This window comes from Phreatobacter sp. GW821-FHT04C01 (assembly GCF_059420385.1).
In genome coordinates this window covers 309,457-335,909 of the sequence record NZ_JBWKTP010000002.1, presented here as the reverse complement: position 1 = coordinate 335,909, position 26,453 = coordinate 309,457, and the positions used below count along the sequence as shown (strand labels likewise).

The 26,453-nt window shown below is 67.5% G+C and carries 20 protein-coding genes; 9 read left to right on the top strand and 11 right to left on the bottom strand.

The features are described from left to right. Window positions 1-56: 56 nt before the first annotated feature. The 5 genes from AC07WJ_RS08500 (at window position 57) to AC07WJ_RS08480 (ending at window position 7,173) form a co-directional block, all read left to right on the top strand. Window positions 57-2,036: a methyl-accepting chemotaxis protein gene (locus tag AC07WJ_RS08500; protein WP_494934126.1), complete on the top strand. Its 1,980-nt coding sequence runs from the start codon at window positions 57-59 to the stop codon at window positions 2,034-2,036. Between the two features lie 80 nt (window positions 2,037-2,116). Beyond that, entirely contained in the window at window positions 2,117-3,931 is a 1,815-nt protein-coding gene (locus AC07WJ_RS08495; RefSeq protein WP_494934125.1) for an ABC-F family ATP-binding cassette domain-containing protein, read from the top strand. Window positions 3,932-4,052: 121 nt separating this feature from the next. Beyond that, complete coding sequence (locus AC07WJ_RS08490) at window positions 4,053-4,961, top strand: bile acid:sodium symporter family protein (RefSeq protein ID WP_494934124.1); 909 nt, start codon at window positions 4,053-4,055, stop codon at window positions 4,959-4,961. Further along, the gene (locus AC07WJ_RS08485) at window positions 4,958-5,899 is read left to right on the top strand and encodes an SDR family oxidoreductase (RefSeq protein WP_494934123.1); all 942 of its coding nucleotides are present in this window, start codon (window positions 4,958-4,960) and stop codon (window positions 5,897-5,899) included. The genes AC07WJ_RS08490 and AC07WJ_RS08485 overlap by 4 nt, the downstream gene beginning before the upstream one ends. Then, window positions 5,896-7,173 (top strand): flavin-containing monooxygenase, encoded by a 1,278-nt coding sequence (locus AC07WJ_RS08480; protein WP_494934122.1) that lies wholly within the window; start codon window positions 5,896-5,898, stop codon window positions 7,171-7,173. The genes AC07WJ_RS08485 and AC07WJ_RS08480 overlap by 4 nt, the downstream gene beginning before the upstream one ends. Before the next feature lie 104 nt (window positions 7,174-7,277). Here the strand turns inward: AC07WJ_RS08480 and phoB are convergent, their stop codons facing one another. The 7 genes from phoB to AC07WJ_RS08445 all read right to left on the bottom strand — a co-directional run bounded on the left by phoB (window position 7,278) and on the right by AC07WJ_RS08445 (window position 14,060). Next, a complete protein-coding gene (gene phoB, locus AC07WJ_RS08475; protein ID WP_038307673.1) occupies window positions 7,278-7,979 on the bottom strand; it encodes a phosphate regulon transcriptional regulator PhoB in 702 nt (233 codons plus the stop codon). A 17-nt stretch (window positions 7,980-7,996) separates the two neighbouring features. Continuing rightward, a complete protein-coding gene (phoU, locus tag AC07WJ_RS08470; protein ID WP_494934121.1) occupies window positions 7,997-8,704 on the bottom strand; it encodes a phosphate signaling complex protein PhoU in 708 nt (235 codons plus the stop codon). A 165-nt stretch (window positions 8,705-8,869) separates the two neighbouring features. Further along, window positions 8,870-10,219: an ATP-binding protein gene (locus tag AC07WJ_RS08465; protein WP_494934120.1), complete on the bottom strand. Its 1,350-nt coding sequence runs from the start codon at window positions 10,217-10,219 to the stop codon at window positions 8,870-8,872. Window positions 10,220-10,389: 170 nt separating this feature from the next. Beyond that, window positions 10,390-11,166 carry a TIGR02186 family protein gene (locus AC07WJ_RS08460; protein WP_494934119.1) on the bottom strand — a complete coding sequence of 259 codons (777 nt, stop codon included), beginning with the start codon at window positions 11,164-11,166 and terminating at the stop codon, window positions 10,390-10,392. Next, window positions 11,151-12,080 (bottom strand): sulfite exporter TauE/SafE family protein, encoded by a 930-nt coding sequence (locus AC07WJ_RS08455; RefSeq protein ID WP_494934118.1) that lies wholly within the window; start codon window positions 12,078-12,080, stop codon window positions 11,151-11,153. Before AC07WJ_RS08455 ends, AC07WJ_RS08460 begins: the two co-directional genes overlap by 16 nt. Window positions 12,081-12,178: 98 nt before the next feature. After that, the gene (locus tag AC07WJ_RS08450) at window positions 12,179-13,351 is read right to left on the bottom strand and encodes an acyl-CoA dehydrogenase family protein (protein ID WP_494934117.1); all 1,173 of its coding nucleotides are present in this window, start codon (window positions 13,349-13,351) and stop codon (window positions 12,179-12,181) included. Between the two features lie 94 nt (window positions 13,352-13,445). Further along, window positions 13,446-14,060 (bottom strand): ParB-like protein, encoded by a 615-nt coding sequence (locus AC07WJ_RS08445; RefSeq protein ID WP_494934755.1) that lies wholly within the window; start codon window positions 14,058-14,060, stop codon window positions 13,446-13,448. Between the two features lie 155 nt (window positions 14,061-14,215). Here AC07WJ_RS08445 and AC07WJ_RS08440 point away from each other — a divergent pair, with 155 nt between their 5' ends. From AC07WJ_RS08440 to AC07WJ_RS08430, 3 genes are read left to right on the top strand one after another with little or no spacing between them, the layout of a single operon-like run. Continuing rightward, a complete protein-coding gene (locus tag AC07WJ_RS08440) occupies window positions 14,216-17,536 on the top strand; it encodes a transglutaminase family protein (protein ID WP_494934116.1) in 3,321 nt (1,106 codons plus the stop codon). A gap of 23 nt (window positions 17,537-17,559) precedes the next feature. After that, window positions 17,560-20,067 carry a circularly permuted type 2 ATP-grasp protein gene (locus AC07WJ_RS08435; protein ID WP_494934115.1) on the top strand — a complete coding sequence of 836 codons (2,508 nt, stop codon included), beginning with the start codon at window positions 17,560-17,562 and terminating at the stop codon, window positions 20,065-20,067. Further along, a complete protein-coding gene (locus AC07WJ_RS08430; RefSeq protein WP_494934114.1) occupies window positions 20,067-20,948 on the top strand; it encodes a transglutaminase family protein in 882 nt (293 codons plus the stop codon). The genes AC07WJ_RS08435 and AC07WJ_RS08430 overlap by 1 nt, the downstream gene beginning before the upstream one ends. Before the next feature lie 21 nt (window positions 20,949-20,969). Here AC07WJ_RS08430 and AC07WJ_RS08425 read toward each other — a convergent pair whose 3' ends face one another. From AC07WJ_RS08425 to AC07WJ_RS08415, 3 genes are all read right to left on the bottom strand, one after another. Next, entirely contained in the window at window positions 20,970-22,175 is a 1,206-nt protein-coding gene (locus AC07WJ_RS08425; protein ID WP_494934113.1) for a low temperature requirement protein A, read from the bottom strand. Between the two features lie 59 nt (window positions 22,176-22,234). Then, a complete protein-coding gene (locus tag AC07WJ_RS08420; protein WP_494934112.1) occupies window positions 22,235-22,501 on the bottom strand; it encodes a hypothetical protein in 267 nt (88 codons plus the stop codon). A 79-nt stretch (window positions 22,502-22,580) separates the two neighbouring features. Then, on the bottom strand, window positions 22,581-23,381 hold the full coding sequence (locus AC07WJ_RS08415; RefSeq protein WP_494934111.1) for a creatininase family protein: 801 nt from the start codon (window positions 23,379-23,381) through the stop codon (window positions 22,581-22,583). Between the two features lie 142 nt (window positions 23,382-23,523). On the opposite strand from AC07WJ_RS08415, the gene AC07WJ_RS08410 reads away from it, so the two are divergent. After that, window positions 23,524-24,696, top strand: coding sequence for an amidohydrolase/deacetylase family metallohydrolase (locus tag AC07WJ_RS08410; protein ID WP_494934110.1), 1,173 nt, complete (start codon window positions 23,524-23,526; stop codon window positions 24,694-24,696). Window positions 24,697-24,711: 15 nt separating this feature from the next. Here the strand turns inward: AC07WJ_RS08410 and AC07WJ_RS08405 are convergent, their stop codons facing one another. Beyond that, on the bottom strand, window positions 24,712-26,382 hold the full coding sequence (locus AC07WJ_RS08405) for a methyl-accepting chemotaxis protein (RefSeq protein ID WP_494934109.1): 1,671 nt from the start codon (window positions 26,380-26,382) through the stop codon (window positions 24,712-24,714). Window positions 26,383-26,453 lie beyond the last annotated feature (71 nt).

The following is a 26,453-nucleotide window of genomic DNA, read 5'->3' as shown; positions in this document are numbered from 1 at the left end:
TCAGGTGAGTCGCCGAGGTTGCGGCAGCTTTCCCATGGCCAGTGCAGACCATTTTTATGCCGCAGTCCAACGCCCTTTCAGTCCGTGCGCGGATCCTCGTCATCGCCGTCATTCCGATCGTCGGACTGGTCGGGCTGACGGCCCTGTCCTGGTGGTCGTCGCGCCAGACGAACCACGCGATCGTCGAGCTGACGGCCGCCAACGACCTGCTCCGCAGCGCCTATGACCTGCGCACGACGGTGCGTGCGATGAGCGGGGCCATCAGCCTTCCGGCGACCGCCGAAGACGGCGATCAGGGTGCGCCATTCGCCCGCCTCGCCGAACGGGCCGGCCGCGACGCCGCGGCGATCGCCACCTCGCCGCTCGCAGCGATCTTCGCGCCCGAGGATCTCACGCTCGGCCTTGCGGCACCGAAACAGGTCGCGGCCGTGTTCGACCGGCTCGCTGCCGTCCAGGAACGCCTGGGACGGGATGCCGATTCAGGCCTGAACGGCGAATTGCGCCGCGCCATCCACGGCGTCGAGGACACGCTGCAGAAGCTCGCCTCGGTCTGCTGCGCCGACACGCGCAACTTTCAGATCGCCATGCTGCGCCTGCGCCGCTCCGAAAAGGACTTCATGCTGCGCCTGACCACCGAGGAACTCGAGCGGTTTCGCAAAGGCGTCGCCGAATTCGACGCCCTGCTGCAGGACAATGAGCTGCCCCTGCCGGCCCAGGCCAAGATGAAGGACATGCTGGCCGGCTATGTCCGCGGGTTTTCCGCCTGGGCCGAAACCGTGCAGGAACGGACACGGGAGCTCGCCAATGGCGTGCATACCGGCGAAGCGGCCGTTGCCGGCATCCAGAGACTGATCGATCGCGCCGCGCTCCAGCAATCCGAGGCGCAGCGCCGCATCGACGAGACCGCCGCCACCGCCCTGGTGCTGACCATTGGCGCCTCGATCCTGCTGACCGTCATGCTCGCCGGCCTCGCCTTGTTCTTCAGCACCGGCCTGATCCGCTCGATCCGCGCCTTGACCTCCACCATGTCGCGGCTGGCGGCCGGCGAAACCGACCTGACGATACCCGAGGCGGAGCGGCAGGACGAGCTCGGCGAAATGGGCCGCGCCGTCACGGTCTTCCGCGACGGCGCGATCGAGCGCCTGCGTCTGGAGGCGGCCCGCGACGAGGACGCTGTCCGGGCACGGCGTCAGGCCCGGGTCGACCAGTTGTTCGGCCGGTTCCGCACCGACATGGCCGACGTCGTGACCGTGCTGCGCAGCAATACCGAGCGGATGGAGACCACCGCCCGTTCGCTCAACGTCATCGCCCGCGAGGCCGACAGCCAGTCCGATTCCGCCGCTGCGGCATCCGAACAGACCTCGGCCAATGTCCAGATGGTGGCCGCCGCCGCCGAGGAGCTCGCCGTCTCGATCCGGGAAGTCGCGAGCCAGGTGACGCAGGCACAGGCGATCGTCGGACAGGCCGGCGACATCGCGAGCCGCACCAATGGCGAGGTCAACCGGCTTGCCGACGCCGCCGGCCGGATCGGCGACGTCGTCGCTTTGATCCGCGCGATCGCCGCCCAGACCAATCTGCTGGCGCTGAATGCGACCATCGAGGCCGCCCGGGCCGGTGTCGCCGGCCGGGGCTTCGCGGTGGTCGCCGCAGAGGTCAAGAGCCTGGCAACCCAGACCGCCCGGGCGACCGACGACATCGCCGCCCAGATCGCCGGGATCCAGGTTTCGACCGGCAGCGCGGTGGCGGCTATCCGGACCATTACCGGCACGATGAGCGAGATCACCAGCGTCACCGCCACGGTGGCGGCCGCGATCGAGGAACAGGGCGCCGCCACCGCCGAGATCGCCCGCAACATTCAGCGCGCCGCGACCGGCACGACGGAGCTGTCGCGCAACGTCTCGGGCGTCAAGGGCGTGATCGGCGAGACATCGGCCCAGTCGGCCAGCGTCCTGACCGCCTCGGACGCGCTGACCCATGCCGGCCAGCGGCTGTCCGCCTCGGTCGACGGCTTCCTGAGCGAGGTTGCCGCCGCCTGACGCGCCGCGTCGCATGATCGGCGTGGCCGTCTGCCAATGACCGGGTGCACTCCGGGCGCGACAATGGTAGAGGGCTGCCCATGGCTCCTCCTCTTTTGCAATTGCAGGATATCCGCCTCACCTTTGGCGGCACTCCGCTTCTGACCAGCGCCAATCTGTCGGTCGAGGCCGGCGACCGGCTGGCGCTTGTCGGGCGCAACGGCTCGGGCAAATCGACCCTGCTCAAGATCGCCGCCGGCCTGATCGAGGCCGATGGCGGCACGCGCTTCGCCCAGCCGAGCGCCACCATCCGCTACCTGCCGCAGGAGCCGGACCTGACCGGCTTCGCCACGACGCTGGCCTATGTCGAGGCCGGCCTCGGTCCCGGCGACGATCCCTATCGCGCGCGTTATCTGCTGAACGAGCTTGGCCTCTCGGGCGAGGAGGGGACCACCTCGCTGTCCGGCGGCGAGGTCAAGCGCGCGGTGCTGGCCAGAGCCCTGGCGCCTTCGCCCGACATCCTGATCCTCGACGAGCCGACCAACCATCTCGACCTGCCGGCCATCGAATGGCTGGAAAAGACCATTGCCGCCTCGCCATCCGCCATCGTCATGATCAGTCACGACCGGCGCTTCCTGGAAAACCTGTCGCGCGCCACCATCTGGCTCGACCGCGGCACCACCCGCCGCCTCGACAAGAGCTTTGCCTCGTTCGAGGCCTGGCGTGACGAAGTGCTGGAGCAGGAAGAAAAGGATCAGCACAAGCTCGACCGGCAGATCGCCCGCGAGGAGCATTGGCTGCGTTACGGCGTCTCGGCCAGGCGCAAGCGCAATGTCCGGCGGCTCGGCCAGCTCCAGGGCCTGCGCACCGACTTCCGCGAACATCGCAAGGCGGTCGGCAATGTCTCGATGACGATCAGCGACGCCGATCCCTCCGGCAAGCGGGTGGTCGAGGCGCGCGGCATCACCAAGGCTTTCGGCGAACGGGTCATCGTCGACGACCTCTCCATCCGCATCCTGCGCGGCGACCGGCTGGGCATTGTCGGCCCGAACGGCGCCGGCAAGACCACGCTGGTCGGTCTCCTCACCGGCACGCTCGCGCCCGACACCGGCAGCATCAAGCTCGGCACCAATCTCGCCATGGTGACGCTCGACCAGAAGCGCGAGGCGCTCGACCCCACCACCCCGCTGATGGACGCGCTGACGCTCGGCCGCGGTGACTATGTCACGGTCAATGGCGAGAACCGCCACGTCATCGGCTATATGAAGGACTTCCTGTTCACGCCCGAGCAGAAGGGCACGCCGGTCGGCGTGCTCTCCGGCGGCGAGCGCGGCCGGCTTTTGCTCGCCCGCGCCCTGGCGAGCCCGGCCAACCTGCTGGTGCTCGACGAGCCGACCAATGATCTCGACCTCGAGACCCTCGACCTCCTGCAGGAAATGCTGACCGATTTCCCCGGCACGGTGATCCTGGTCTCCCACGACCGCGATTTCCTCGACCGGGTCTGCACCTCCGTCCTGGTCAGCGAAGGCGAAGGCCGCTGGCTCGAATATGCCGGCGGCTATTCCGACATGGTCGCGCAGCGCGGCGTGGGCGTCACCGCCCGGGCGGCGGAGAAACAGGCCAGGCGCGCCGCCGAGCCCCAGGCAGCGCGTGACGACGGCCCGCAGGCCAGCGCCAAGCGCAAGCTGTCGTTTCGCGAGAAGCACGATCTCGACAGCCTGCCCAAGCGCATGGATGCGCTCGGCCGCGACATCGCCAAGCTGCAGGCGATCCTGGCCGATCACGGCCTGTTCGCGCGCGATCGCGCCGCTTTCGACAAGGCTTCCGCCGCGCTCGCCAAGGCGCAGGGCGAATTGCACGAGGCCGAGGAGCGCTGGCTCGAGCTCGAACTGCTGAAGGAAAGCCTCGAGGCCTGAAGCCCGGAAATCCGCAGACGCTTCGCCGGCTTGAAGCCTGCCGGCGATCTTGCGATGCTCACTCCCGCAGAGGTTGAATCGGGCCGCCAGACGCCCGGGCTGACACTCCGGGGGAAGCGGCATGGGGATCGACAGCGTTCTGATCCAGATCAATCCGACGGGTCAGCTGGCGCTCAACCTGATCCTGGCATTGATCATGTTCGGCGTGGCGCTGGAACTGCGTTGGAAGGACTTCACCGAAGTCTTTTCCCGGCCGCTGGCGCCGGTCACCGGCCTCGTCGCGCAGATCCTGATCCTGCCGGCGGTGACCTTTGTGATCACCATGATCCTGAAACCCCAGCCGAGCGTGGCGCTGGGCATGATCATCGTCGCCGCCTGCCCGGGCGGCAATATCTCCAACCTGATGACCCATCTGGCGCGCGGCAATACCGCGCTGTCGATCTCGATGACCGGCATCTCCAACATCCTGGCGGTGGTCACCACGCCGCTCAACATCCTGTTCTGGGCCGGCCTCAATCCGGCGACCGCGGCGCTGCTGCGCCAGGTCAGCATCGAACCGGCTTCGTTCCTCGGCACCACCGTGCTGCTGCTGGGCCTGCCGCTGGCGGCCGGCATGCTGACCGTGCATTTCCGGCCGCGCCTGGCGGAGCGGCTCCAACGGCCGTTCCAGATCGCCTCCTTCGTCTTCCTCATCGGCTTCATCGTCGCGGCGACCGCCGCCAATGGCCGTTATTTCCTCACCTTCGTCAGCGACATCATTCCCCTGGTGATTCTGCACAACACCATCGCGGTCGCGATCGGCTGGCTGGCGGCGCGGTTCTGGCGGCTCAGCGATTACGACACCCGCGCGATGGCGATCGAGGTGAGCATGCACAATTCGGGTCTGGGGCTGGCCCTCATTCTCAACCAGTTCGACGCGCTGGGCGGCGCCGCCCTGATCGCGGCCGGCTGGGGCATCTGGCATATCGTGTCGGGCTGGGCGCTGGCGGCTTTCTGGACCCGGCGCGACAGCAAGGCGGCCGCGGAATGAACCGGGGCATCCTGGTGACCGGCGCCGCCGGTTTCATCGGCCAGGGCCTGGTCAGGCAACTGGCCTCGCGTGGCGAAGCGCTCATCGGGCTCGACATCCGCGCGCCGGCGCAACCGGTGCCTGGTGTCGTCAATGAGCGCGGCGACATCTGCGACGGCTCGCTCGTCGCGCTCATGAAACGCCACAAGCCGCGGGTCGTGGTGCATCTGGCATCCGTGGTCGCTGCCGGCGGCGATCCCGAGCGCGACTATGCCATCGACGTGGTCGGTACCGGCAATGTCGTCAGGGCCTGCCTCGCCGCCGGCGTCACCCGCCTGGTGGTGACCTCCAGCGGCGCGGCCTATGGCTATCATGGCGACAATCCCCAGCCGCTCAGCGAGGCAGATCCGTTGCGCGGCAATGACGACTTCCCCTATTCGCGCCACAAGCGGCTGGTCGAGGAACTGCTCGCCGAAGCGCGCGCGACCCATGCCGAGCTCGAACAGGTGGTGTTCCGCCCCTGCACCGTGCTGGGGCCCGGTGTCCGCAACCAGATCACCGCCATTTTCGAACGCCCGGTGGTCATCGGCCTCGCCGGCAGCGCCACGCCCTTCAGCCTGATCAGCGAGACCGATGTCATTGCTGCCCTGGTCCGCGCGACCGATCCGGCAAGCCCATCGGGTATCTATAATCTCGCCGGTGACGGCACCCTGTCGCTCGCCGAGATCGCCGCGCGCATCGGCAAGCCCTATTGGCCGCTGCCGCCCGCCCTGCTGCGCGGCGCGCTGCGGCTGGCCAACCAGCTGACGCTGACCCGGCTCGGCCCGGCCCAGGTCAATTTCCTGCAATACCGGCCGGTTCTGTCCAATGACCGCCTGAAGACCGTCTTTGGTTATGTGCCGGCCTTGGCGGCGGCGGAGGTCTTCGACCGCTACTGGCAGGCGAGGGCCCGGTCATGACCTTCCTCGTCATTGGCGCCGGACCGGCCGGGCTCGCCACCGTCCGGGTGTTCAAGGAGGCGGGCCTGCCTTTCGAGGTGGTCGAACGCCATGCCGATATCGGTGGCCAGTGGCTCTACGACGCGCCGTCGAGCGGCGTCTATGCCTCGACCCATCTGATCTCGTCCAAGACCACCACGGCCTTCGCCGATTATCCCATGCCCGAGGACTGGCCGGCCTATCCCCACCACGCCCAGGTGCTCGGCTATCTCAGGAGCTATGCCCGCCATTTCGGCCTCTACCCGTCGATCCGCTTCAACCGGGCGGTGACCCGGCTGGCGCGCCGGGCGGATGGCTGGCAGGCGACCTTCGACGATGCGAGCAGCCGCGATTACGAGGGCGTGGTGATCGCCAACGGCCATCTGACCGATCCGGAACTGCCGCAGATCCCCGGCAGCTTTTCCGGCGAGTTGATGCATTCGAAAACCTACAAGAACGCCGCCATTTTCGACGGCAAGCGGGTGCTGATCGTCGGCATGGGCAATACCGGCTGCGATATCGCGGTCGACGCGGTGCACCGGGCCACCAAAGTGTTGTGGTCGGTCCGCTCGGGCAATCACTTCACCCCGAAATTCCTGCGCGGCAGGCCTGCCGACGAAGCCAGTCACAAGGCGAAATTCGCGCTGCCGCGCCGGCTGCGCTCGATCCTGCACGAGGCGGTGCTGCGCTTCGTCGTCGGCGCGCCCGAAAACTTCGGACTGCCGCGCCCGATGCACCGGCTCTATGACCGCACCCCGGTGGTCAATTCGCTGGTGCTGCAGCATCTCGGCCAGGGCGACATCCAGGTCCGCCCGCCGATCGAGGAGCTCGACGGCAACCGCGTCATCTTCACAGATGGCCGGGCCGACGAGGTCGATCTCGTACTGCTGGCCACCGGCTACCGCATCACCTTCCCGTTTCTCGACGAGGCGGCCCTCGCGGCTGAATTGAACTGGCGGACGCCGGCGCCGCACCTGCATCTGAACATTTTCCCGCCTGCCGACAACAACCTGTTCGTCGTCGGCATGATCGAAGGCGCCGGCATCGGCTGGCCCGGCCGCGACCTGCAGGCGCGAGCGGTTGTGGCCTATCTGACGGCCCGTCGCGACGCGCCCGACAAGGCCAGCGCCTTCCGCCGGGAGATCGCCCGCCATTGCGCGGCGCCGCGACCGAAGGATGCGGGGCCGCACGGCATCTTCATCGATTTTCTCGACTACAAGCGTGTGCTCGGCAAGCTCATCGCACAATTGAGCTGATTTGAGCCAAGGATGTTCGAGCACAGCATCGTTTGAACGACGCGCTTGGATGATCCTGCAAGGAAGGGCGGCCGGGCGATGACCAAGACCGCCCGGCAAGAGCCTCAGGCCGCGCCGGCGAAACGCTCGTTGAAGGCATAACCGGAACCGCGCACGGTGCGGATCGGGTCGGCCTCGCGCCCACGCTTCACCGCCTTGCGCAGGCGGCCGATATGAACGTCGACCGTGCGCTCGTCGATATAGACGTCACGGCCCCAGACGCCGTCGAGCAATTGCTCGCGGGTATAGACACGGCCCGGCGACTGCATCAGGAATTCGAGCAGCCGGAACTCGGTCGGCCCGAGCGTGATCTCGCGGCCGGAGCGATGGACCCGGCGCGTCTCGCGATCGAGCTCGATATCGCCCGACTTCAAGAGGCTCGACAGGTGCTCGGGCTTCGCCCGGCGCAGCAGCGCCCGGATTCGCGCCAGCAGCTCGGGGACGGAGAACGGCTTCACCACATAGTCGTCGGCGCCGGTGGCGAGCCCACGCACCCGCTCGCCTTCCTCGCCGCGGGCGGTGAGCATGATCACCGGCAGCCGCTCGGTTTCGGCGCGCAGCCGGATGCGCCGGCAAAGCTCGATGCCCGACAGCCCCGGCAGCATCCAGTCGAGCAGCATCAGATCGGGGACCGCCTCACGCAGCCGCACCTCGGCCTCGTCGCCGCGCATCACCGTTTCGACGCGGTAGCCTTCGGCTTCGAGATTGTAGCGGAGGAGAACGGTGATCGGTTCCTCGTCCTCGACCACCATGATGCGTGCGGTCATGAGATTATCCTTCGCGATTAACTGGCCGTCGTCACGATCGATGTGGTGTCGAGCTTCGGCCGCTCTTCGGCGAGCGTCGTGCCATTGACCACGTAGTAGATCGTCTCGGCGATATTGGTGGCGTGATCGCCGATGCGCTCCAGGTTCTTGGCGCAGAACAGCAGATGCGTGCAGGCGCCGATATTGCGCGGATCCTCGAGCATGTAGGTCAGGAGCTCGCGGAACAGCGAATTGTAGAGGGCGTCGATGTCGCCATCCGACTTCCAGACGTCGAGGGCGGCAGCCACGTCGCGCTGCGCGAAGGCGTCGAGCACCTCCTTGATGCGCTCGAGCGCCAGGCGCGCCATAGCATCGAAGCCGCCGGTCACCTTGGGCAGCGGCATCGAGCCGTTGATGGCGATGACCCGCTTGGCGATGTTCTTGGCGAGATCGGCGATCCGCTCCAGGTCGGCCGCGATGCGCAAGGCGCCGACGATCTCGCGCAGGTCGATCGCCATCGGCTGGCGCCGGGCGATGACCAGGATGCCGACCTCCTCGATCTCGCGCTGCATCGCATCGATGGTCGGGTCCGCGGCGCGCACCGTCGAGGCCAGCGCGACATCGCCGCGGATCAGTGCGTCGATGGCGCCGACGATCTGCTTTTCGGTCAGCCCGCCCATTTCGGCGACGCGTTGCGCCAACCCTTTCAGCTCGTTCTCGAATGCGCTGACGATGTGCTCGGTCATGCGGGTCTCCTGGTGGGCAGGGAAAAGGGGGCTTTTCCCTACCCTGATATGACGACGGTTCTATGCTTGCGACGTGACACATCAATGACGGTGAATCACGCAAGGCTTCAATTGCTTAGATGAGATGCGACAGGACCGCCGACAAGCATTTGCCGGCCGACTCGGCTATTCTGCCGCAGGCGACCCGCTGCGTGCCGGTGCCCCGGCGGCCGGCGCCTCGGCCTGCTCGGCCGCCGCCGCGGTTTCCAGCCGGACCGTGAAGGTCGCCCCGTCCCGCCCCTCGCTTTCGATCGCCAGGCGGCCGCGGTGGCGCTTGACGATATGCTTGACCAGCGCCAGGCCGAGGCCGGTACCGCCCTTTTCGCGGCTTGACGCCACGTCGACGCGGTAGAAGCGTTCGGTCAGGCGCGGCAGATGTTCCGGCGGAATGCCCGGGCCGTGGTCGCGGACCGCGACCACCGCCTCGTCGCGACGCTTGCCGCGCGGCTCGCGCCGGAGCGTGATCTCCACGGTCTTGCCTTCCGAGCCATATTTGATGGCATTCTGCACTAGGTTCTCGAACAGCCGGAACAGCTCGTCCTGGTCGCCCAGCACCACCAGCGCCGGCTCGGCGGCCGCGACGCCGACACTGACGCCAAGTGTCTGGGCATAGGGACCAAGGCTGTCACGCACCTGGCCGAGCAGCGGCACCAGATCGACCCGCGCCATCGGGCGGACATGTTCGTTCAGCTCGACCCGCGACAGCGAGAGCAGATCGTCGATCAGCCGGGCCATGCGATTGGCCTGGGCCAGCATGATCGCCAGGAACCGCTCACGGGCCGCCGGATCGTTCTTGGCGGGTCCCTGGATGGTTTCGACGAAACCGACCACCGAGGCCAGCGGCGTACGCAGCTCATGGCTGGCATTGGCGACGAAATCGGCGCGCAGGCGCTCCAGCCGACGCTCCTCGGTCAGGTCGCGCAGCGACACCAGCACGAAATCCGGGGTCGCTTCGTCGCGCGCCTTCACCGTCAGCGCCACCGGCGCCGCCTCGACGCGGAACCACCGGTTGACCGGCACCCGCTCGGTATAGTCGATCTCCTGGCTGGCATTGGTGGCGAGCGCCCGGCGCACCGCCTCGACCACTTCGGGGGTGCGCAGCGCCAAGGTCAGCGGCTCGCCGCGCTTGAGGCCGGCGATCAGGTCGATCGCCCTGGCATTGTGGCTGCGCACGATCAGTTTCGGATCGATCAGCATGGCCGGCGCCGGCAAGGCCGCGATCAGCCCTTCGATAGTGAGGTCGGTCAGCCGGGCGGCCCGGCGCGCCAGCTGTTCCGGATCCGGCGGGATCGGCGCGATGCTGGTGCGCCGCACGATCAGCGCGGCGACCGTCAACACCGCCACCGAACCGATGGCATAAGGCCACTCGACCTTGCGCCAGACGATCAGGAACACGGCGACGAGGAAGGCCACGACCATGAGCAGGACGCGCCCTTGCCAGCCCTGCAGTCGTGGCGGTTCCAACTCGTCGTCCATGGATGTGTTCCTAAAGCATTTTCGAACGCGGAGGCTACCGGTTCACGTCGGCAGGATGACGAAGAGGCAAAAAAGCGTCTCCCGATCGCACAAAAGGAAAAAGACGCCGGTGCCTGCCCAAGGCTGACTGTCATGCCGATGCGACGGTTCGATGACGGCGGTCACCCGCGTCAGTCGCGCCGGAACACCACGCTCGCCGCCCAACCGGTGAACAGCGCCATGGCGGCGGCGGCCATGCCGTAGATCAGGCCGTTGTCGCGCGCCGCATTGGCCACGAAAGCCTCGAAGCCGGTCTTGGTCACCTCGAAATTGGTATTCTCACGCGCCAGGATCACGCCGCCCGACATCAGATAGATGTCCACATCGAAAGCGCCCACCGGCGTATTGGCGACCACCGGGATGGTGGCGCGGAACAGGGTCGGCGTCAGGAAGGTGACGCCGGTCGGGTTCTCGCGGAACAGCCCGCGGGTCTGGTTGATCCGGAGGAAGGCTTCGCGAAAGGTCACCGTGCCTTCCGGGTTGGTGCCGGGCCTGGAGGTCGCGAGCGCGATGCCCTGCAGGCCGATCTGCTGGCGCCGGCGCACGTCGAGATCGGCCAGCGCCTCCGCCGGCTTGTTGGACAGGAGCGCATAGAAGGTCGGCACCTCGACGAATTCGCGCGCGTCGGTGTTCATCCAGATACCGAACATCCGGTCCTTGCGGCGCGTGATGACCTTGGCGCGCGGGCCACGCACCACCACCGCCATGTCATAGCCGCCGGAGCGCGCCACGGTCTGGCTGTCGCGCTCGATCGAACCGAACAGCACGATCTCCGAGCCGACGAAATTCGAGGTGATCTGCAGGCGGTGGGTCGACAGCGAGGTGATCAGCGCCTCGGCCCGGGCCGAGGCGGTCGCGGCGATCAGGCCGATGAGGGCGATCGCCAGCCGGGTCATCGGACCACCCATTCCATGATCGTATTGGAAAACGGGTCGTCCGGCCTGAGCACCAGGTCGACGAAGAAGCGGATGCCGACCGCCAGCACCACCAGGCCGAGCATCAGGCGCAGCTCCTCGCCCTTCATCGTCAGGGAAGTGCGGGCGCCGAACTGCGCGCCGATCACGCCGCCGATCATCAGCAGCAGCGCCAGCACGACATCCACCGAGGCATTGGTGATGGCGTGGAAGATCACCGTCAGCAACATGGTGATCAGCGTCTGCAGGCTGGATGTGCCGATGACGACGGAGGTCGAGACGCGCAGGAGATAGATCAGTGCCGGCACCAGGAGGAAGCCGCCGCCAATGCCCATCATCGAGCCGAGAAAGCCGATGCCGAGCCCGATGGCAATGACCGGGATGACCGATATGGTGATGCGCGAGCGCGGAAAATGGATGGCGAAGGGCAAGCTGGAAGCGACGCGCCGGTCACGCGTCGGCACCGGTTTCGGCGGCTCGCCGGAGCGCGAGCGGGCGATCGCCCGGCCGCTCTCGATCACCATCAGCAGACCGATGCCGCTGAGCAGCGTCACGTAGGACAGCGCGATGAACAGGTCGAGCTGGCCGGCCCGGCGCAGCAGCGAGAACGCCGCGACACCGCCGGCCGAGCCGATCACGCTGCCGCCCAGCAGCACCGAGGCGAGCTTCGCGTCGACCGCGTTCTTGCGCCAGTAGCTGAGCGTGCCCGACAGCGACGACGCCGCGATCTGGCCGGAGACGCTCGCCACCGCGATAGCCGGCGGAATGCCGATGAAGATCAGCAGCGGTGTCAGCAGAAAACCGCCGCCGACGCCGAACATGCCGGAAATAAACCCGACCGCCAGCCCCATGCTCAGGATCAGGAGCATGTTCACGGGCAGTTCGGCAATGGGCAGGTAAAGCTGCACGGCTCACCCCGGCGATGATCGGGTTGACCTCCGAAGGACCGGAAAATCCCTGCCGCGTCAAGGCTTTTGGCCGCAGGGCTCCAACCCGGCGGGCCGTGTCAGTAGGATCGTGGCATTCCCAGCACATGTTCGCCGACATAGGCGAGGATCAGGTTGGTCGAGATCGGCGCCACCTGGTAGAGCCTGGTCTCGCGGAACTTGCGCTCGACATCATAATCGGCGGCGAAGCCGAAGCCGCCATGGGTCTGCAGGCAGGCATTGGCCGCCTCGAACGAGGCATCCGCCGCGAGCAGCTTGGCCATGTTGGCCTCGGCGCCGAAAGCTTCGCCGGCATCGCACAGCGCCGCGGCCTGGAAGCGCATCAGGTCGGCCGCGCGAATGTTCACATAGGCGCGCGAGATCGGGAACTGGATACCCTGGTTCTTGGCGATCGGACGATCGAAGACGATTCGTTCGGTGCCGTACTTCTTGGCCCGCTCGATGAACCAGTAGCCGTCGCCGATACATTCGCCGGCGATCAGGGTTCGCTCGGCATTGAGGCCCGAGAGAATGGTCTTGAAGCCCTTGCCCTCTTCCCCGATCAGGTTCTCGGCGGGTATTTCGAGGTCGTCGAAGAACACCTCGTTGGTCTCGTGATTGACCATGTTGCGGATCGGCCGGACCGTCATGCCCCGGCCGATCGCCTCGCGCAGGTCGACCAGGAAGACCGACAGGCCGTCGGATTTCTTGGCGACCTGGTCGACCGGGGTGGTGCGGGCGAGCAGCACCATCAGCTCGGAATGCTGCACCCGGCTGGTCCACACCTTCTGGCCGTTGACGACATAGCGGTCATTGCCCTTCTTCACCGCGGTGGTCTTCAGCTTGGTCGTGTCGGTACCGGTGGTCGGCTCGGTCACCGCCATGGATTGCAGGCGCAACTCGCCGGAAGCGATCCGCGGCAGGTATTTGGCCTTCTGCTCGGCCGAACCGCCGCGCAGGATCGTCCCCATATTGTACATCTGGCCGTGGACCGCGCCGGCATTGCCGCCGGACCGGTTGATCTCCTCCATGATGATCGAGGCTTCCGTCAGGCCGAGCCCGGACCCGCCATATTCGGCCGGGATCAGGGCCGCCAGCCAGCCGGCCTTGGTCAGCGCCTCGGCGAAGGCTTCCGGATAGCCGCGCTCGTCGTCGACCTTGCGCCAATAGGCGTCGTCATAGGTGGCGCACAGCGCGCGCATGGCATCGCGCAGGTCGGCATGATCGTCGGCAGTCGGCAAGGTCAGGGGCATGGCTTCGGGTCTCCGCGCTGGGACCATAATGGCTCGGCGCGGCAGGGGATATCCGGCCGATGGCAGAGGCCGGATGCGTCAGGCGGCCGACTGCTCAGGCGTCGTCGGACGGCCCGCACCAGCCGGGCAGGTAGCCGGCCTCGTCGCCGCGGGCGATCGTCATCGCCTTGTTCAGCGCCGCTTCGAAATCCATGTCGATGACCTTGCGCTTGATGTGAAGGCGCAAATAGGCCGCCCACAGGAATTCCGAAAACGGCGTGGTGTCCTTGGCGAAACCGCCGGCCCGGCGCAACGATCCCGCCAGGCTGCGATAGGGATCGTCGACGAGCTCGGTCACGTTTTTCGGTATGTCCTGGAAATGCTGCCTGACGCCGCTGGCGTCATAGGGATGGGTCCAGCCCTTGAGATCGCAGACCGTCCAGAAATTGTCCTTGTCGAGGCTGGAAAGGTCGGAGATCACCGTCACCAGGATATCCTCGACGCCCTCTTCGACGAGCGCGCGCGCCAGGTGGTGGTGGTCGATGACGTAAAAGCGGTCCTTCGGACCCTTCAGCACCGGGATCATGTGGCGACCGAGGAAGTCGCCCTTCTTTTCGGTCGTGCGCCAGCGTCGGCGCTTCTCCTCCACCTCGCGCATGCCCACGGTGATCTGGGTCGGGCGAAGGTCGGTGATGGCGACCGGATGGACGACGGGCTCGCGCGGTTGCATCGGCATGATCTCGACGATGATGATCCGCCCCCAAGCCGCATTGATCCGATCACGGCCACGCAGCGAAGACTATTGGTAGTGCCACGCACGCCACGGCGCGAACTTTGCTTAAGCTGTCTTTGACGCCCTCTCCGGAAGGCATTACCGGTAGGATCATGGCCATTCTCGCGCAGTTGCACCACGTCACGCGTTACCTCTACGACCGGCCGGTGGGCCTCGGCCCCCAGGTCATCCGGTTGCGCCCCGCGCCGCACAGCCGCACCACGATCCCCAGCTATTCGCTGAAGGTCGTGCCCGAGAGCCACTTCGTGAACTGGCAGCAGGATCCGCACGGCAACTGGCTGGCGCGCTTCGTGTTTCCGGAAAAGACCACCGAGTTCTCGGTCACCGTCGATCTCACCGCCGACATGGCGGTGGTCAACCCATTCGACTTCTTCATCGAGAGTTATGCCGAAACCTATCCTTTCCAATACACGCCGGCGCTCGCCGAGGAGCTGGCGCCCTATCTGGTGATCGAGCCTTCGGACACGCATTTCGAGAGCTATTTCGGTGGGATCGCGCGTGGCCCCACCCAGACGATCGATTTCCTGGTCGCGCTCAACCAGAAGCTCCAGAACGACATCAGCTACGTCATTCGCATGGAGCCGGGCGTCCAGACCCCGGACGAGACGCTCGAGCGGGCCTCGGGTTCCTGCCGGGATTCGGCCTGGCTGCTGGTCCAGATCGCCCGCCGGCTCGGCCTCGCGGCGCGCTTCGTCTCCGGCTATCTGATCCAGCTGAAGCCGGATCTCAAGGCGCTGGACGGTCCGGCCGGCACCGACAAGGACTTCACCGACCTGCATGCCTGGACCGAGATCTATATCCCCGGCGCCGGCTGGATCGGCCTCGACCCGACCTCGGGCCTGCTCTGCGGCGAGGGCCATATCCCGCTCGCGGCGACGCCACATTTCCGGTCGGCTGCGCCAATTTCGGGCAATGTCGAGCCGGCCGAGGTGAGTTTCGCCTTCGACATGCGGGTCGATCGCATCGACGAGCGGCCGCGGGTCACCGCGCCCTTCTCGGACGAGGCCTGGACCCGGCTCGATGCGCTCGGCGGCAAGGTCGACGCCGACCTGGCCACCCAGGACGTCCGGCTGACCATGGGCGGCGAGCCGACCTTCGTCTCGGTCGACGACTATGAAGGCGCCGAATGGAATACCGCGGCGGTCGGCCCGACCAAGCGCGAACGCGCCGACGAACTGATACGCCGGCTGCGTGACCTCTACGCGCCGGGCGGCTTCCTCCATTACGGCCAGGGCAAATGGTATCCGGGCGAAAGCCTGCCACGCTGGACCTTCGCGCTCTACTGGCGCCGCGACGGCAAGCCGATCTGGGGCGACGCGCGCCTGATCGCCAAGGAAACCGGCGCGGCCCCGGTCAGTGTCGATGACGCCGGTGCCCTTGCCGCCGGCATTGCGACCCGGCTCGGTCTCGATGCCGAGGCGGCGGTGCCGGCCTATGAGGACCCGGCCCATTGGATGCTCAAGGAGAGCGACCTGCCGGTCAATGTCGACGCGCTCGATTCCAAGCTCGAGGACGCCGAGGCGCGCGCCCGCATCGCCCGCGTGTTCGAGCGCGGCCTGACCAAGCCCTCGGGTTTCGTCCTGCCGATCCAGCGCTGGAACGCCGAGCCGGCCAAGCGCAACTGGATGACCGAGAAGTGGAAGCTCCGGCGCGAGCGGCTGTTCCTGGTGCCCGGCGACAGCCCGGTCGGGTACCGCCTGCCGCTCGGCGCCCTGCCCCATGTGCCGCCGACCTCCTACCCCTATGTCATCGACGCCGATCCGGGCAGCGTGCCGGAGACCTTGCCCGACCCGCAGGAGATCGCGGCGCAGGTGACCCAGCGGGTCGCCGCCGAGCACGAGCGCGAGGCCGGCCGCGCCGAACAGGTCGAGCAGATCATCTCGGGCGACAATTCGGTCCGCACCGCGCTCGCGGTCGAGCCGCGCGACGGCCGTCTCTGCGTCTTCATGCCGCCGACCGAACGGCTGGAGGACTATCTCGAGCTCCTCACCGCGACCGAGGCCACCGCCAAATCGCTTGGGCTCGCCGTCCATGTCGAAGGCTATCCGCCGCCGACCGACCCGCGCCTCAATGTGGTGAAGGTCACCCCCGACCCCGGCGTCATCGAGGTCAATGTCCACCCGGCCGCGTCCTGGCGCGACTGCGTGGCGATCACCCAGGGCCTCTACGAGGAAGCCCGGCTGTCGCGGCTCGGCACCGAGAAATTCATGCTCGACGGACGCCACACCGGCACCGGCGGCGGGAATCACGTGGTGGTCGGCGGTGCCAGGCCTTCGGACAGTCCGTTCCTGCGCCGGCCCGACCTGCTGAAGAGCCTGGTGCTCTACTGGCAGCGCCATCCCTCCTTGTCCTACCTGTTCTCCGGCATGTTCATCGGCCCGACCAGCCAAGCACCGCGTGTCGACGAGGCCCGCCATGACGGGCTCTACGAGCTTGAGATCGCCATGAGCATGGTGCCGAAGCCCGGCGAGGGCGTGCCGCCCCGGCCCTGGCAGGTCGATCGGCTGTTCCGCAACCTCCTGGTCGATTCCACCGGCAATACCCATCGCACCGAATTGTGCATCGACAAGCTGTTCTCGCCCGACAGCCCGTCGGGCCGCCTCGGCCTGGTCGAGTTCCGCGGTTTCGAAATGCCGCCCGACCCGCGCATGAGCCTTGCCCAGCAATTGCTGATCCGCGCCATCATCGCCTGGGTCTGGCGCGAGCCGCAGGACGGGCCGCTGGCCCGCTGGGGCACCGCGCTGCACGACCGCTTCATGCTGCCGCATTTCGTCTGGGAGGATTTTCTCGGCGTGCTCGCCGATCTCGACCGTGCCGGCTATGCGGTCGACCCTGCCTGGTTCGAAGCGCAATATGAGTTCCGCTTCCCGCTCGCCGGCATGGTCGACCATGCCGGCGTCAGGCTGGAACTGCGCCAGGCGCTCGAACCCTGGCACGTCATGGGCGAGGAGGGCGCGATCGGCGGCACCGTGCGTTTCGTCGATTCCTCCGTCGAGCGGCTGCAGGTGAAGGTCACCGGCGTCCAGCCCGAACGCCATGTCGTCACCTGCAACGGCCGGCCGGTGCCGCTGACCTCGACCGGCCGCAGCGGCGAATATGTCGGCGGCGTCCGCTTCAAGGCCTGGAAACCGGCCTCCGGCCTGCATCCGACCATTCCGGTCCATGCGCCGCTGACCTTCGACATCGTCGACGCCTGGAGCCGGCGCTCGCGCGGCGGCTGCGTCTATCACGTCGCCCATCCCGGCGGCCGCAACTACGAAACCTTCCCGGTCAATTCCTACGAGGCGGAAGCGCGCCGGCGCGCCCGCTTCCAGGACCACGGCCACACGCCCGGGCTGGTCGACCCGCCGAAGCCGGAACGCACCGGCGATTTCCCCGTCACCCTCGACTTGCGCCGTCCGCCGGTTCATTGAGCCGGGAGCGGGAAATCTCGACCATGACTCTGCGCGGACCACGCTCCACCGACACCAGGGCCGAACGCATCCTGGCGCTTCTGGCCCATTACCAGCCGCTGCCCGGGATCTATGACGAGATCCTGGACGGCCATGGCGAACCGCGCGAGCACTGGAAGCCGGTGCTGGCGAGCCTCGCCGATCTCGGGCCGCGCGAACTCGACCGCCGCTTTTCGACCGCCGACCGCTATTTGCGCGACAGCGGCGTGTTCTACCGGGTCTATGGCGACCAGACCGGCGCCGAGCGCACCTGGCCGCTCGCCCATGTGCCGCTGGTCATCGCGCCCGACGAGTGGCGCAGCCTCTCGGCCGGCCTCGCCGAGCGGGCCGAACTGCTGGAGACGACACTGGCCGACCTGTTCGGCGCGGGCGACCTGGTTCGCGACGGGCTGCTGCCAGCCGCCGCCTTTGCCGGCTCGCCGGACTTCCTGCGCCCGATGGTCGGGGTCAAGCCGCGGGGCGGCGAGCATCTCTGGCTCTATGCCGCCGATGTCGGCCGTGGCCCCGACGGCCGCTGGTGGGTTCTCGGCGACCGGGCCCAGGCGCCGTCGGGCGCCGGCTACGCGCTGCAGAACCGGCTCGCCATGGCCCGCTCGCTGCCGGAGATCTATCGCACCTTGCCGGTCGAACGGCTCGCCGGCTTCTTCCAGGCGATGCGCGCGCAATTCTCCGCGCTGGCCGCCGGCACCGAATCGCGCGTCGCGGTGCTCACGCCCGGTCCGCTCAACGAGACCTATTTCGAGCATGCCTATCTCGCCCGCTATCTCGGTTTCCTTTTGACCGAGGGCGCCGACCTGACGGTGCGCGACGACACGCTCTACATTCGCACCGTGTCCGGCCTGAAACGGCTGGAAATGGTCTGGCGCCGGCTCGACGCCGACTTCGCCGATCCGCTCGAGCTCAATCCGCGCTCCCGGCTCGGCGTCGCCGGCCTGGTCGGCGCGCTGCGCGCCGGCAAGGTGACCCTTGCCAATGGGCTCGGCACCGGCGTCGCCGAGGCCCGCTCGCTGCTCGCTTTCCTGCCGCCGATCGCCCGCGTCCGGCTCGGCCGCGACCTGCAATTGCCGCATATCGCCACATGGTGGTGCGGCCAGCCGCTCGAACGCGGCGCGGTCATCGCCGATCTCGACAGCTTCGTGGTGGCGCCGGCCTTCGGCCAGACCGTCCCGGGCGTGCTCGACGACGGCCCGGTCCTGGCCGGCGATCTCTCGGCCGAGGCCAAGCTGAGGCTCGCCGAGGAGATCCGCCTGCGCGGTTCCGATTTCGTCGCCCAGGAGGTGGTCAAGCTCTCCACCATGCCGGTCTGGCGCGATGGCTACCTGGAGCCGCGGCCGTTCATCCTCCGGCTGTTTCTCGCCAAGGTCGACGGCCGCTGGACCGTCATGCCCGGCGGCTTCTGCCGGGTCGGCGACCGCATCGACGCCCGCGCCGTGACCATGCAGCGCGACGGCCGCTCGGCCGATGTCTGCGTGCTGGCCGATGGCCCGGTCGACGAAACGACCTTGCTGCCGACCTCGGACAAGGTGGAATTGCGCCGCTCGACCGCCTCGCTGCCGAGCCGCGCCGCCGACAATCTCTACTGGCTCGCCCGCTACATGGAACGCGCCGAAGCAACCCTCAGGCTGGTCCGGGCGCTCGGCGACCAGGCCGGCACCGGCCAGTCGATGGCCGGCGAGGCGGTACGCCGGATCGTCGATCTGCTCGGCGCCTGGGAGGCGCTGCCGCGCGACCACATCATCACCGATCCCGCCGCGGTCGCCGCCACGGTGCTCCATGGCCAGACACCGGGGGGGCTCGTCGCGCTGGCCCAATCGGCCAGGGGCGCGGCCTCGGTCATTCGTGACCGCTTCTCCCCCGATGCCTGGCTGACCATCACCGACCTGGTCGCGCTGGCCGGACGGACCTCGGCCAATGCCGCCGACACCGATATTTTCGACCGGGCCGATGCCGGACTGCGCATTGCCGCCGCCTTTTCCGGCCTGGCGCAGGAGAACATGAACCAGCTTGCCGGCTGGCGTTTCCTGTCCATCGGCAAGCGGGTCGAGCGGGCGCTCGCGACCTGCCGCGCCACCCGCCAGTTCGCCGACCCCAAGGCCGGTGCCGGCGGTCTCGACGTGCTGCTGAGCTTCGCCGACAGCCAGATCACCTATCGCCGCCGCTATGTGATGGTCGCCGCGCGCGCGCCGGTGCTGGATCTGGTCGTGCTCGATCCGAACAATCCCCGCTCGGTGGCTTTCCAGGTCGAGCGGATCAGCCAGCACCTCAAGGCCCTGCCGCTGCATTCCTCCGACGGCCGGCTCAACAGCGCCGAAAGGCTGATTGCCCGTGTCCTGGTCGAATTGCAGACGGCCGATGCCCACACCCTGGATTCCAAACAGATCCTGGCACTCGAACAGCGCCTGATGGACCTGTCCGACGAGGTTTCCGGCCAATATTTCACCCACCGCGAGGCCGAACGGCCGATGAGCGCGGACGCGGACGAGATTCAGTGATGATCTATGAAGTCCGCCAGGTCGCCGACTACACCTATGCCGCGCCGGTGGCGGCCGCCCAGCATGTGCTGCGCGTCATACCGGTCGACCGCCTGGGGCAGCGCGTCATCGCCTGGGATCTGACGATCGCGCCGAAGCCGACGCAGCGGCGCGACACCACCGACTTCTTCGGCAATCACGTGGTCTTCCTGAATTTCGACACGCCGCACAGCCAGATCAGGATCGACACCCGGGCCCGCGTGGCGATTGCCGGGCGCAGCCGGCCGCTACCCGGCATGGACCCGCCCTGGGAACGCGTCCGCGAAACCGCCTTCGCCTCGGCCGATCTCTCGCCGGCATCGCCCGTGCATGCCCTGTTCGCCAGCCGCCATGTACCGCGCGATCCGACGATCCGTGCCTATGCGACCGCGAGCTTTCCGCCCGGCCGGCCGATCCTGGACGCCGCTTTCGATCTTGCGACGCGCATCCACGCCGACTTCATCTATGACACCGAGGCGACCGAGAACGACACGCCGGCGGCAGCAGCATTCGCCATGCGCCGCGGCGTCTGCCAGGACTTCGCCCATATCATGATCTCGGGTCTGCGCGGCCTGGGGCTGCCGGCCGCCTATGTCAGCGGCTACCTGCGCACCAACCCGCCCCCCGGCCAGCCGCGCCTCGAGGGGGCCGACGCGACCCATGCCTGGGTATCGGTCTGGTGCGGGCCCGAACTCGGCTGGTGGGGCCTCGATCCGACCAATGGCCTGATCGTCGACCGCGACCATATCGTGCTGGCGATCGGCCGCGACTTCGCCGATGTCGCGCCCAATGGCGGCGTCCTGGTGACATCGGGCGATCATGAGATCGCGGTTGCCGTCGACGTCAAGCCGGTCGCGGCCTGAACCGGCCCACGCCGGCGCCGGTCAGGCCCGGTGCGGCTCGGCCTCGCGCGCCGTCAGCGACAGCCATTCCCAGATCGCCGCCAGCACCAGCACCCCTGTCGTCACCAGCGACAGGGCGAGCGGCGTGAACAGGTGGAACTGCAACTCGGCGGCGCCGACCAGTGCCAGTAAGACCAGCCCGGCCAGATGGGACAGCGGGAAATTCGGCGCGCTCAGCCATTTGAACCAGCCATTGCCCAGGAGGAACAGCGCCGGCGCACCGACGATGGCGAGCAGCGCCGGCACTTCCACATGGCCTCCGGGATGGGCCAGCACCAGTTCGTCGGCCACCGCCGCGACGATGACGCCGGCGACGATGACGATGTGCAGATAGGTATAGCCGATGCGCGCCACCCGCCCCGGATCGGCGGCATGCGCGATGTGATGGGTGCCGCGCTCGGCGCCAATGGCGAAATAGATCCACCACATGGCGGCGGTGCCGACGAATGCCGAGATGAGTGCCGCGACCGTCGTCACGCTGACGGCCGATTTCTCGAAGGTCGAGCCGGTGATGATCAGCGATTCGCCGAGCGCGATCAGCACGAACAGGCTGCAGCGCTCGGCCATGTGGTGGCCGTCGACGTCCCAGTCGGCGGTCGACGAACGATCGAGTTTCGGCACCCAGAAGCCGGCCCAGGGCCCGAGATATTCGAGGCCGATGGCGATGGCCCAGAGCGCCAGCCGCGCATTGCCCTCGGCCAGGCCGCCGGCGATCCAGAACACGCCGGACAGCACCAGCCAGGACAGGATGCGCTGAAAATTGCGACGATTGCTTTCGCTCGCCAGACCGGTGGCACAGACGCAGAAAGCGGTGCGGCCAACCTGCATGAAGACATAGGCCGCGGCAAAGGCCAGCCCGCCGGCGCCGAAGGCTGAAGGGATCGAGATCGACATGACGAGGCCGGCCAGCATCAGCACGAACAGCGCCACGCGCACCGGCGTGCGGTCGGGATCGAGCCAATTGGTCGACCAGGTCGTGTAGACCCAGACCCACCAGACCGCGAAGAACAGCAACGTGGTTTCGATCAGGCCGGCCATGGACAGCTTGTGCAGCAGGGCGTGCGAAAGCTGGGTAATGGCGAAGACGAAGACGAGATCGAAGAACAGTTCGACCGATGTCACCCGCCCCCTCTGCTCAGACATCTTGTCGCGCAGGAAGCCGGCATGCCTGAACAGTGAAACCATCATTCACCCGCGCGCTTGAGCCGTCTCGGCGAGGCGGATCGCCCCCCGCGAACCGCCTCGCTTCAAGAAAATTTCCACCAGATGAACAAGCCGGCCAGCGCCGGCAAGCCGAAGACCAGGGCGAGGATCGGCGCTTCGTCGGCGACCGAATAGCCGGCGCGCGACACGCCGATCCACATGTTCACCAGCGCGCAGACCAGCCAGACCGGCAGGAAGATCTTGACCGCGGTGCCGATCGCCCCGCTGGCGTCGCCGCCAAAAAATCGGGCGACGAGCACGAACACCGCGAGCGCCAAGAGGCCGCCCGCGACCACCATCACCGTATGCATGCCCACCACCCCCTCGGCCGTCGATGCGAGCCCGATGATCGGGGGATCGGCGCGGCGGGTCAACCGCCGCGATGCCGCCTCAGGCCTTCGGCTTCCACAGCCGGCCGATATCGAAACGCGCCATGTCGTCGATCAGCTTGACGAAGTTGCCGGCCTGGAACTCGGCGGTCTGGCGCCCCTTCTCGGCCGTCGCCAGCGAGGCGTCACCCGCCGTGCCGTCGGGATGAATGTCCTGGGCGATCCAACCGAAGGCGTGGCTCACCGTCGGTCGCAGATAGGTGAATTCCTTCTCCATGCCGACCATGATCGGCTCGAACAGCTTCGCCTGGCTCAGGTCGACCAGGTCCGGCCGGAAATGCAGCATCAGCGAGGTCTCGACGTCGCCGCCATGAATGCCGTGATTGACGTCGAGCTCGCCGAACAGCCCCTTGGGCCGGCCGAAGGCGGTCCAGCTCGACACCACGGCGAGCTGACCGCAGCGGATGCGCAGCTCGCGCGCCACCACCTTCATCGGATCGAGATTGCCGCCATGGGAGGTCATCAGCAGGATCTTGTCGATGCCGGCGCGCTTGACGCTCTCGCCGATCTCGATCCAGGAGCGCAGCACGCTTTCCGCCGACAAGGTCAGCGTGCCCTTGGAATGAATATGCTCGTTCGACTTGGCCACCGCCTCGATCGGCAGGAACAGCGCGGTGACGTCGGCGCCGACAAGCGGGAACGCCGTCTCGATCATGCCCTTCATGATGCTGGTATCGGTCGAGACGGGCAAATGCGGGCCGTGCTGTTCGGTGGCGGCAAGCGGCAGGATCGCGACCGTGCGAGCCGGATCCAGGCGATCGAAATCGGTGGTCTTCAGGTCACCCCAGTGGCGTGACGGCATGGGAGGTCTCCAGAAACGAACGGTGTTGGCGGTTGCGCAAGGCGGTCGACCGCGCGCAATCTCCTGCGCAATCGCCGGCCCGGGCCCATGCCTTCGCATGGTTCGCGCCGGCAGCAAAGTTCCAGAGAGCGGGAGTGCCTTGATGAATTTCGACCTGATCCTGCGCGGTGGCCGCGTGATCGATCCCTCGCAGAAGCTCGACGGCGTGCGCGACGTCGGCTTTGCCGGCGGCAAGGTGGCCGCCGTCGCCAAGGATCTGAAGCCTGGATCGGGCACCGAAATCCGCGATGTCTCCGGTTATATCGTCACGCCCGGGCTGATCGACCTGCACACCCATGTCTATTGGGGCGGCACTTCGCTCGGCATCGATGCCGAGGATTTCTGCCGGACCTCGGGCGTCACCACCGCGATCGACACCGGCTCGGCCGGTCCCGGCAACTGGATGGGCTTCCGCAAGCATGTGATCGAGAAGAGCCAGGTGCGCATCCTGGCCTATCTGCATGTCAGCCACGCCGGCATCTACGGCTTCGACAAGCGGGTCATGGTCGGCGAGAGCCGCGAGATCATGCACATGAACCCGATCGACTGCGTCGAGGTCGCCGACAGGAATCGCGACCTGATCGTCGGCATCAAGGTGCGCGTCGGCCTTCATGCCTCGGGCACCAATGGCGAAAGCGCGCTCGACCTGGCGCTGCAGGTCGCCAACGAGGTCGGCATGCCCCTGATGTGCCACATCGACCATCCCCCGCCGTCCTATGAGCATGTCATCGGCCGCCTGCGCCCCGGCGACGTGCTGACCCATGCCTTCCGGCCTTTCCCCAATGCGCCCTGCACGGCGCAGGGCGCGATCAAGCCGGAGGTCATCGCGGCGCGCAAGAAGGGCGTCATCTTCGACATCGGCCACGGCAAGGGCTCGTTCTCGTTCAAGACCACGCGCAACATGCTGGCCGGCGGCTTCGAGCCGGACGTCATCTCCTCCGACGTCCACTCGCTGTGCATCGAGGGCCCGGCTTTCGACCAGGTCACCACCTTGTCGAAGTTCCTGGTCATGGGCATGCCGCTCGACCGGGTGATCGCGGCCTCCACGGTCAATGCCGCCATGGCGCTGAAGCGCCCCGAGCTCGGCAGCCTCAAGCCCGGCTCGGTGGGCGACGCCACCATCCTGACCATCAAGGAAGGTCGCTTCGACTATGTCGACGTGGTCGGCGAACATCTGATCGCCGACAAGAAGATCGTCTCCGAGGGCACCGTCATCGGCGGCAAGTGGTGGCACCCGAAGCGCTCGAACAAGTTCAAGAAGCTCGCGACCGCCTGAGCCGCGGCCGGGCGGTCAGGCCGCCCGGATCCGTGCCAGGAACCCGGACACCGCCCCGTCGAGCTGATGCGAGCCATCCTTCAGCCTCGACGCGGCATTGGTCATCGCGCCCGCCGCCTCCCGGGTCTCGTCGGCCGCGCGGGTGACCCGGCCGATATCGGTCTCCACCGTCCGCGTGCCCTCGGCGGCATCGGCCACCGCGCCGGCAATGCCGTGGGTGACGGCCGACTGTTCCTCGACCGCCGCCATGATCGACGACGACACCGAGCTGATCTCGCCGATCGTCTTGTTGATCGCCTCGATCGCCGCCACCGCCTCGGCGGTCACCGACTGAACCGCGCCGATCTGGCTCGCGATCTCCTCGGTCGCCTTGGAGGTCTGCGAGGCCAGGCTCTTCACCTCCGAGGCCACCACCGCGAAGCCCTTGCCGGCCTCGCCGGCGCGGGCGGCCTCGATCGTCGCGTTGAGCGCCAGGAGATTGGTCTGAGCGGCGATCGCGTTGATCAGATTGACGACGTCGCCGATCTTCTGGGTCGAAACCGCCAGCGTGCCGACGATCTCGCCGGTATGGGTCGCCTGGTCGACGGCGGAAGCGGCGATCTGCTGGGCCTGGGCGGTACGGCTCGAAATCTCGCCGATCGAGGACGCCAGTTCCTGCGCCGATCCGGCGGCGCTCTCGACGCTGCCGGCGGTCCCGGCCGAGGTTGCGGCAAGCGCCTGTCCGAGGTCCGAAACATTGCGGGCGACGACGCCGACCCGCGCTGCATTGCCGACGATCTCTTCGGCCGAGCCGGCGACCGTGGCGACCACCGACTGGACCGTCGCGGCGAATTCGTCGGCGAGAACCGCCATGTCCCGCGCCCGTTCGGCCCGGTTCGCCTCGGCATGCGCGGCATCCGCCGCCTTCAGCCGCGCGACCTCCATGGCATTGTCGCGGAATACCAGCACCGAACGCGCCAGCGCGCCGATCTCATCCCGCCGCTCGGTATCGCTCACCGCGGCATCGGTCCGCCCCTCGGCCACGGCGCTGACCGAAGCGGTCAGGCGCGACAGCGGCCGGGTGACGCCGCGCAGCACGGTCCACAACGCGACCAGGCCGGCCAACATAGCCAGGCCGATGGTGACGATGATCAGCCAGGTGAGGCTGCGCTTGGCGGCTTCGATCTCGCTCGACAGCACGGCCACGCGCTGGCTGTTGGCCTCGGCGAGGGCCGCCATCTCGGTGTTGAGCCGCTGCCGCGTGGTGCGGTTGGCGTCATTGTCGCCGATCACGCGCGCCGCGCCATTGCCCTGCGTCCGGCCGGCATTGGCCAGGTCGTTGCGCAACCGCACGAAGACATCCGCCTGTTCCAGCAAGCGGCGCCTGCTGGCCTCCTCCGACACCGGCAACAGGGCGGCCCATTCGGCAATGGTGGCGCTGAACCGCGCGAGCTGCTGGTCCTGTGCCTTGGCGAAGCGCTCGAGCACATCCTTGTCCGACGACATGTAAATGCCGCGCGATTCCATGACGACAGCAAAAATCAGGGCGTTCGCCCGCTCGGCCAGTTGCGTTATCCGCGCATTCTGCTCGATACTCCCCACCGCCCCCTGATAACGCTGGAAGCCATAGACCGCGACGCCGCCGATGATCAGGGCGGCGGCCGCGAGACTGCCAATGACTGCGAAGAGACGGGTCTTGATCTGCACCGGCATTCCCCCGGAGATGAATTTTCTTATGCGGTTACTGAGAACGGCCTTCCAATGGTTAACAAACCCAT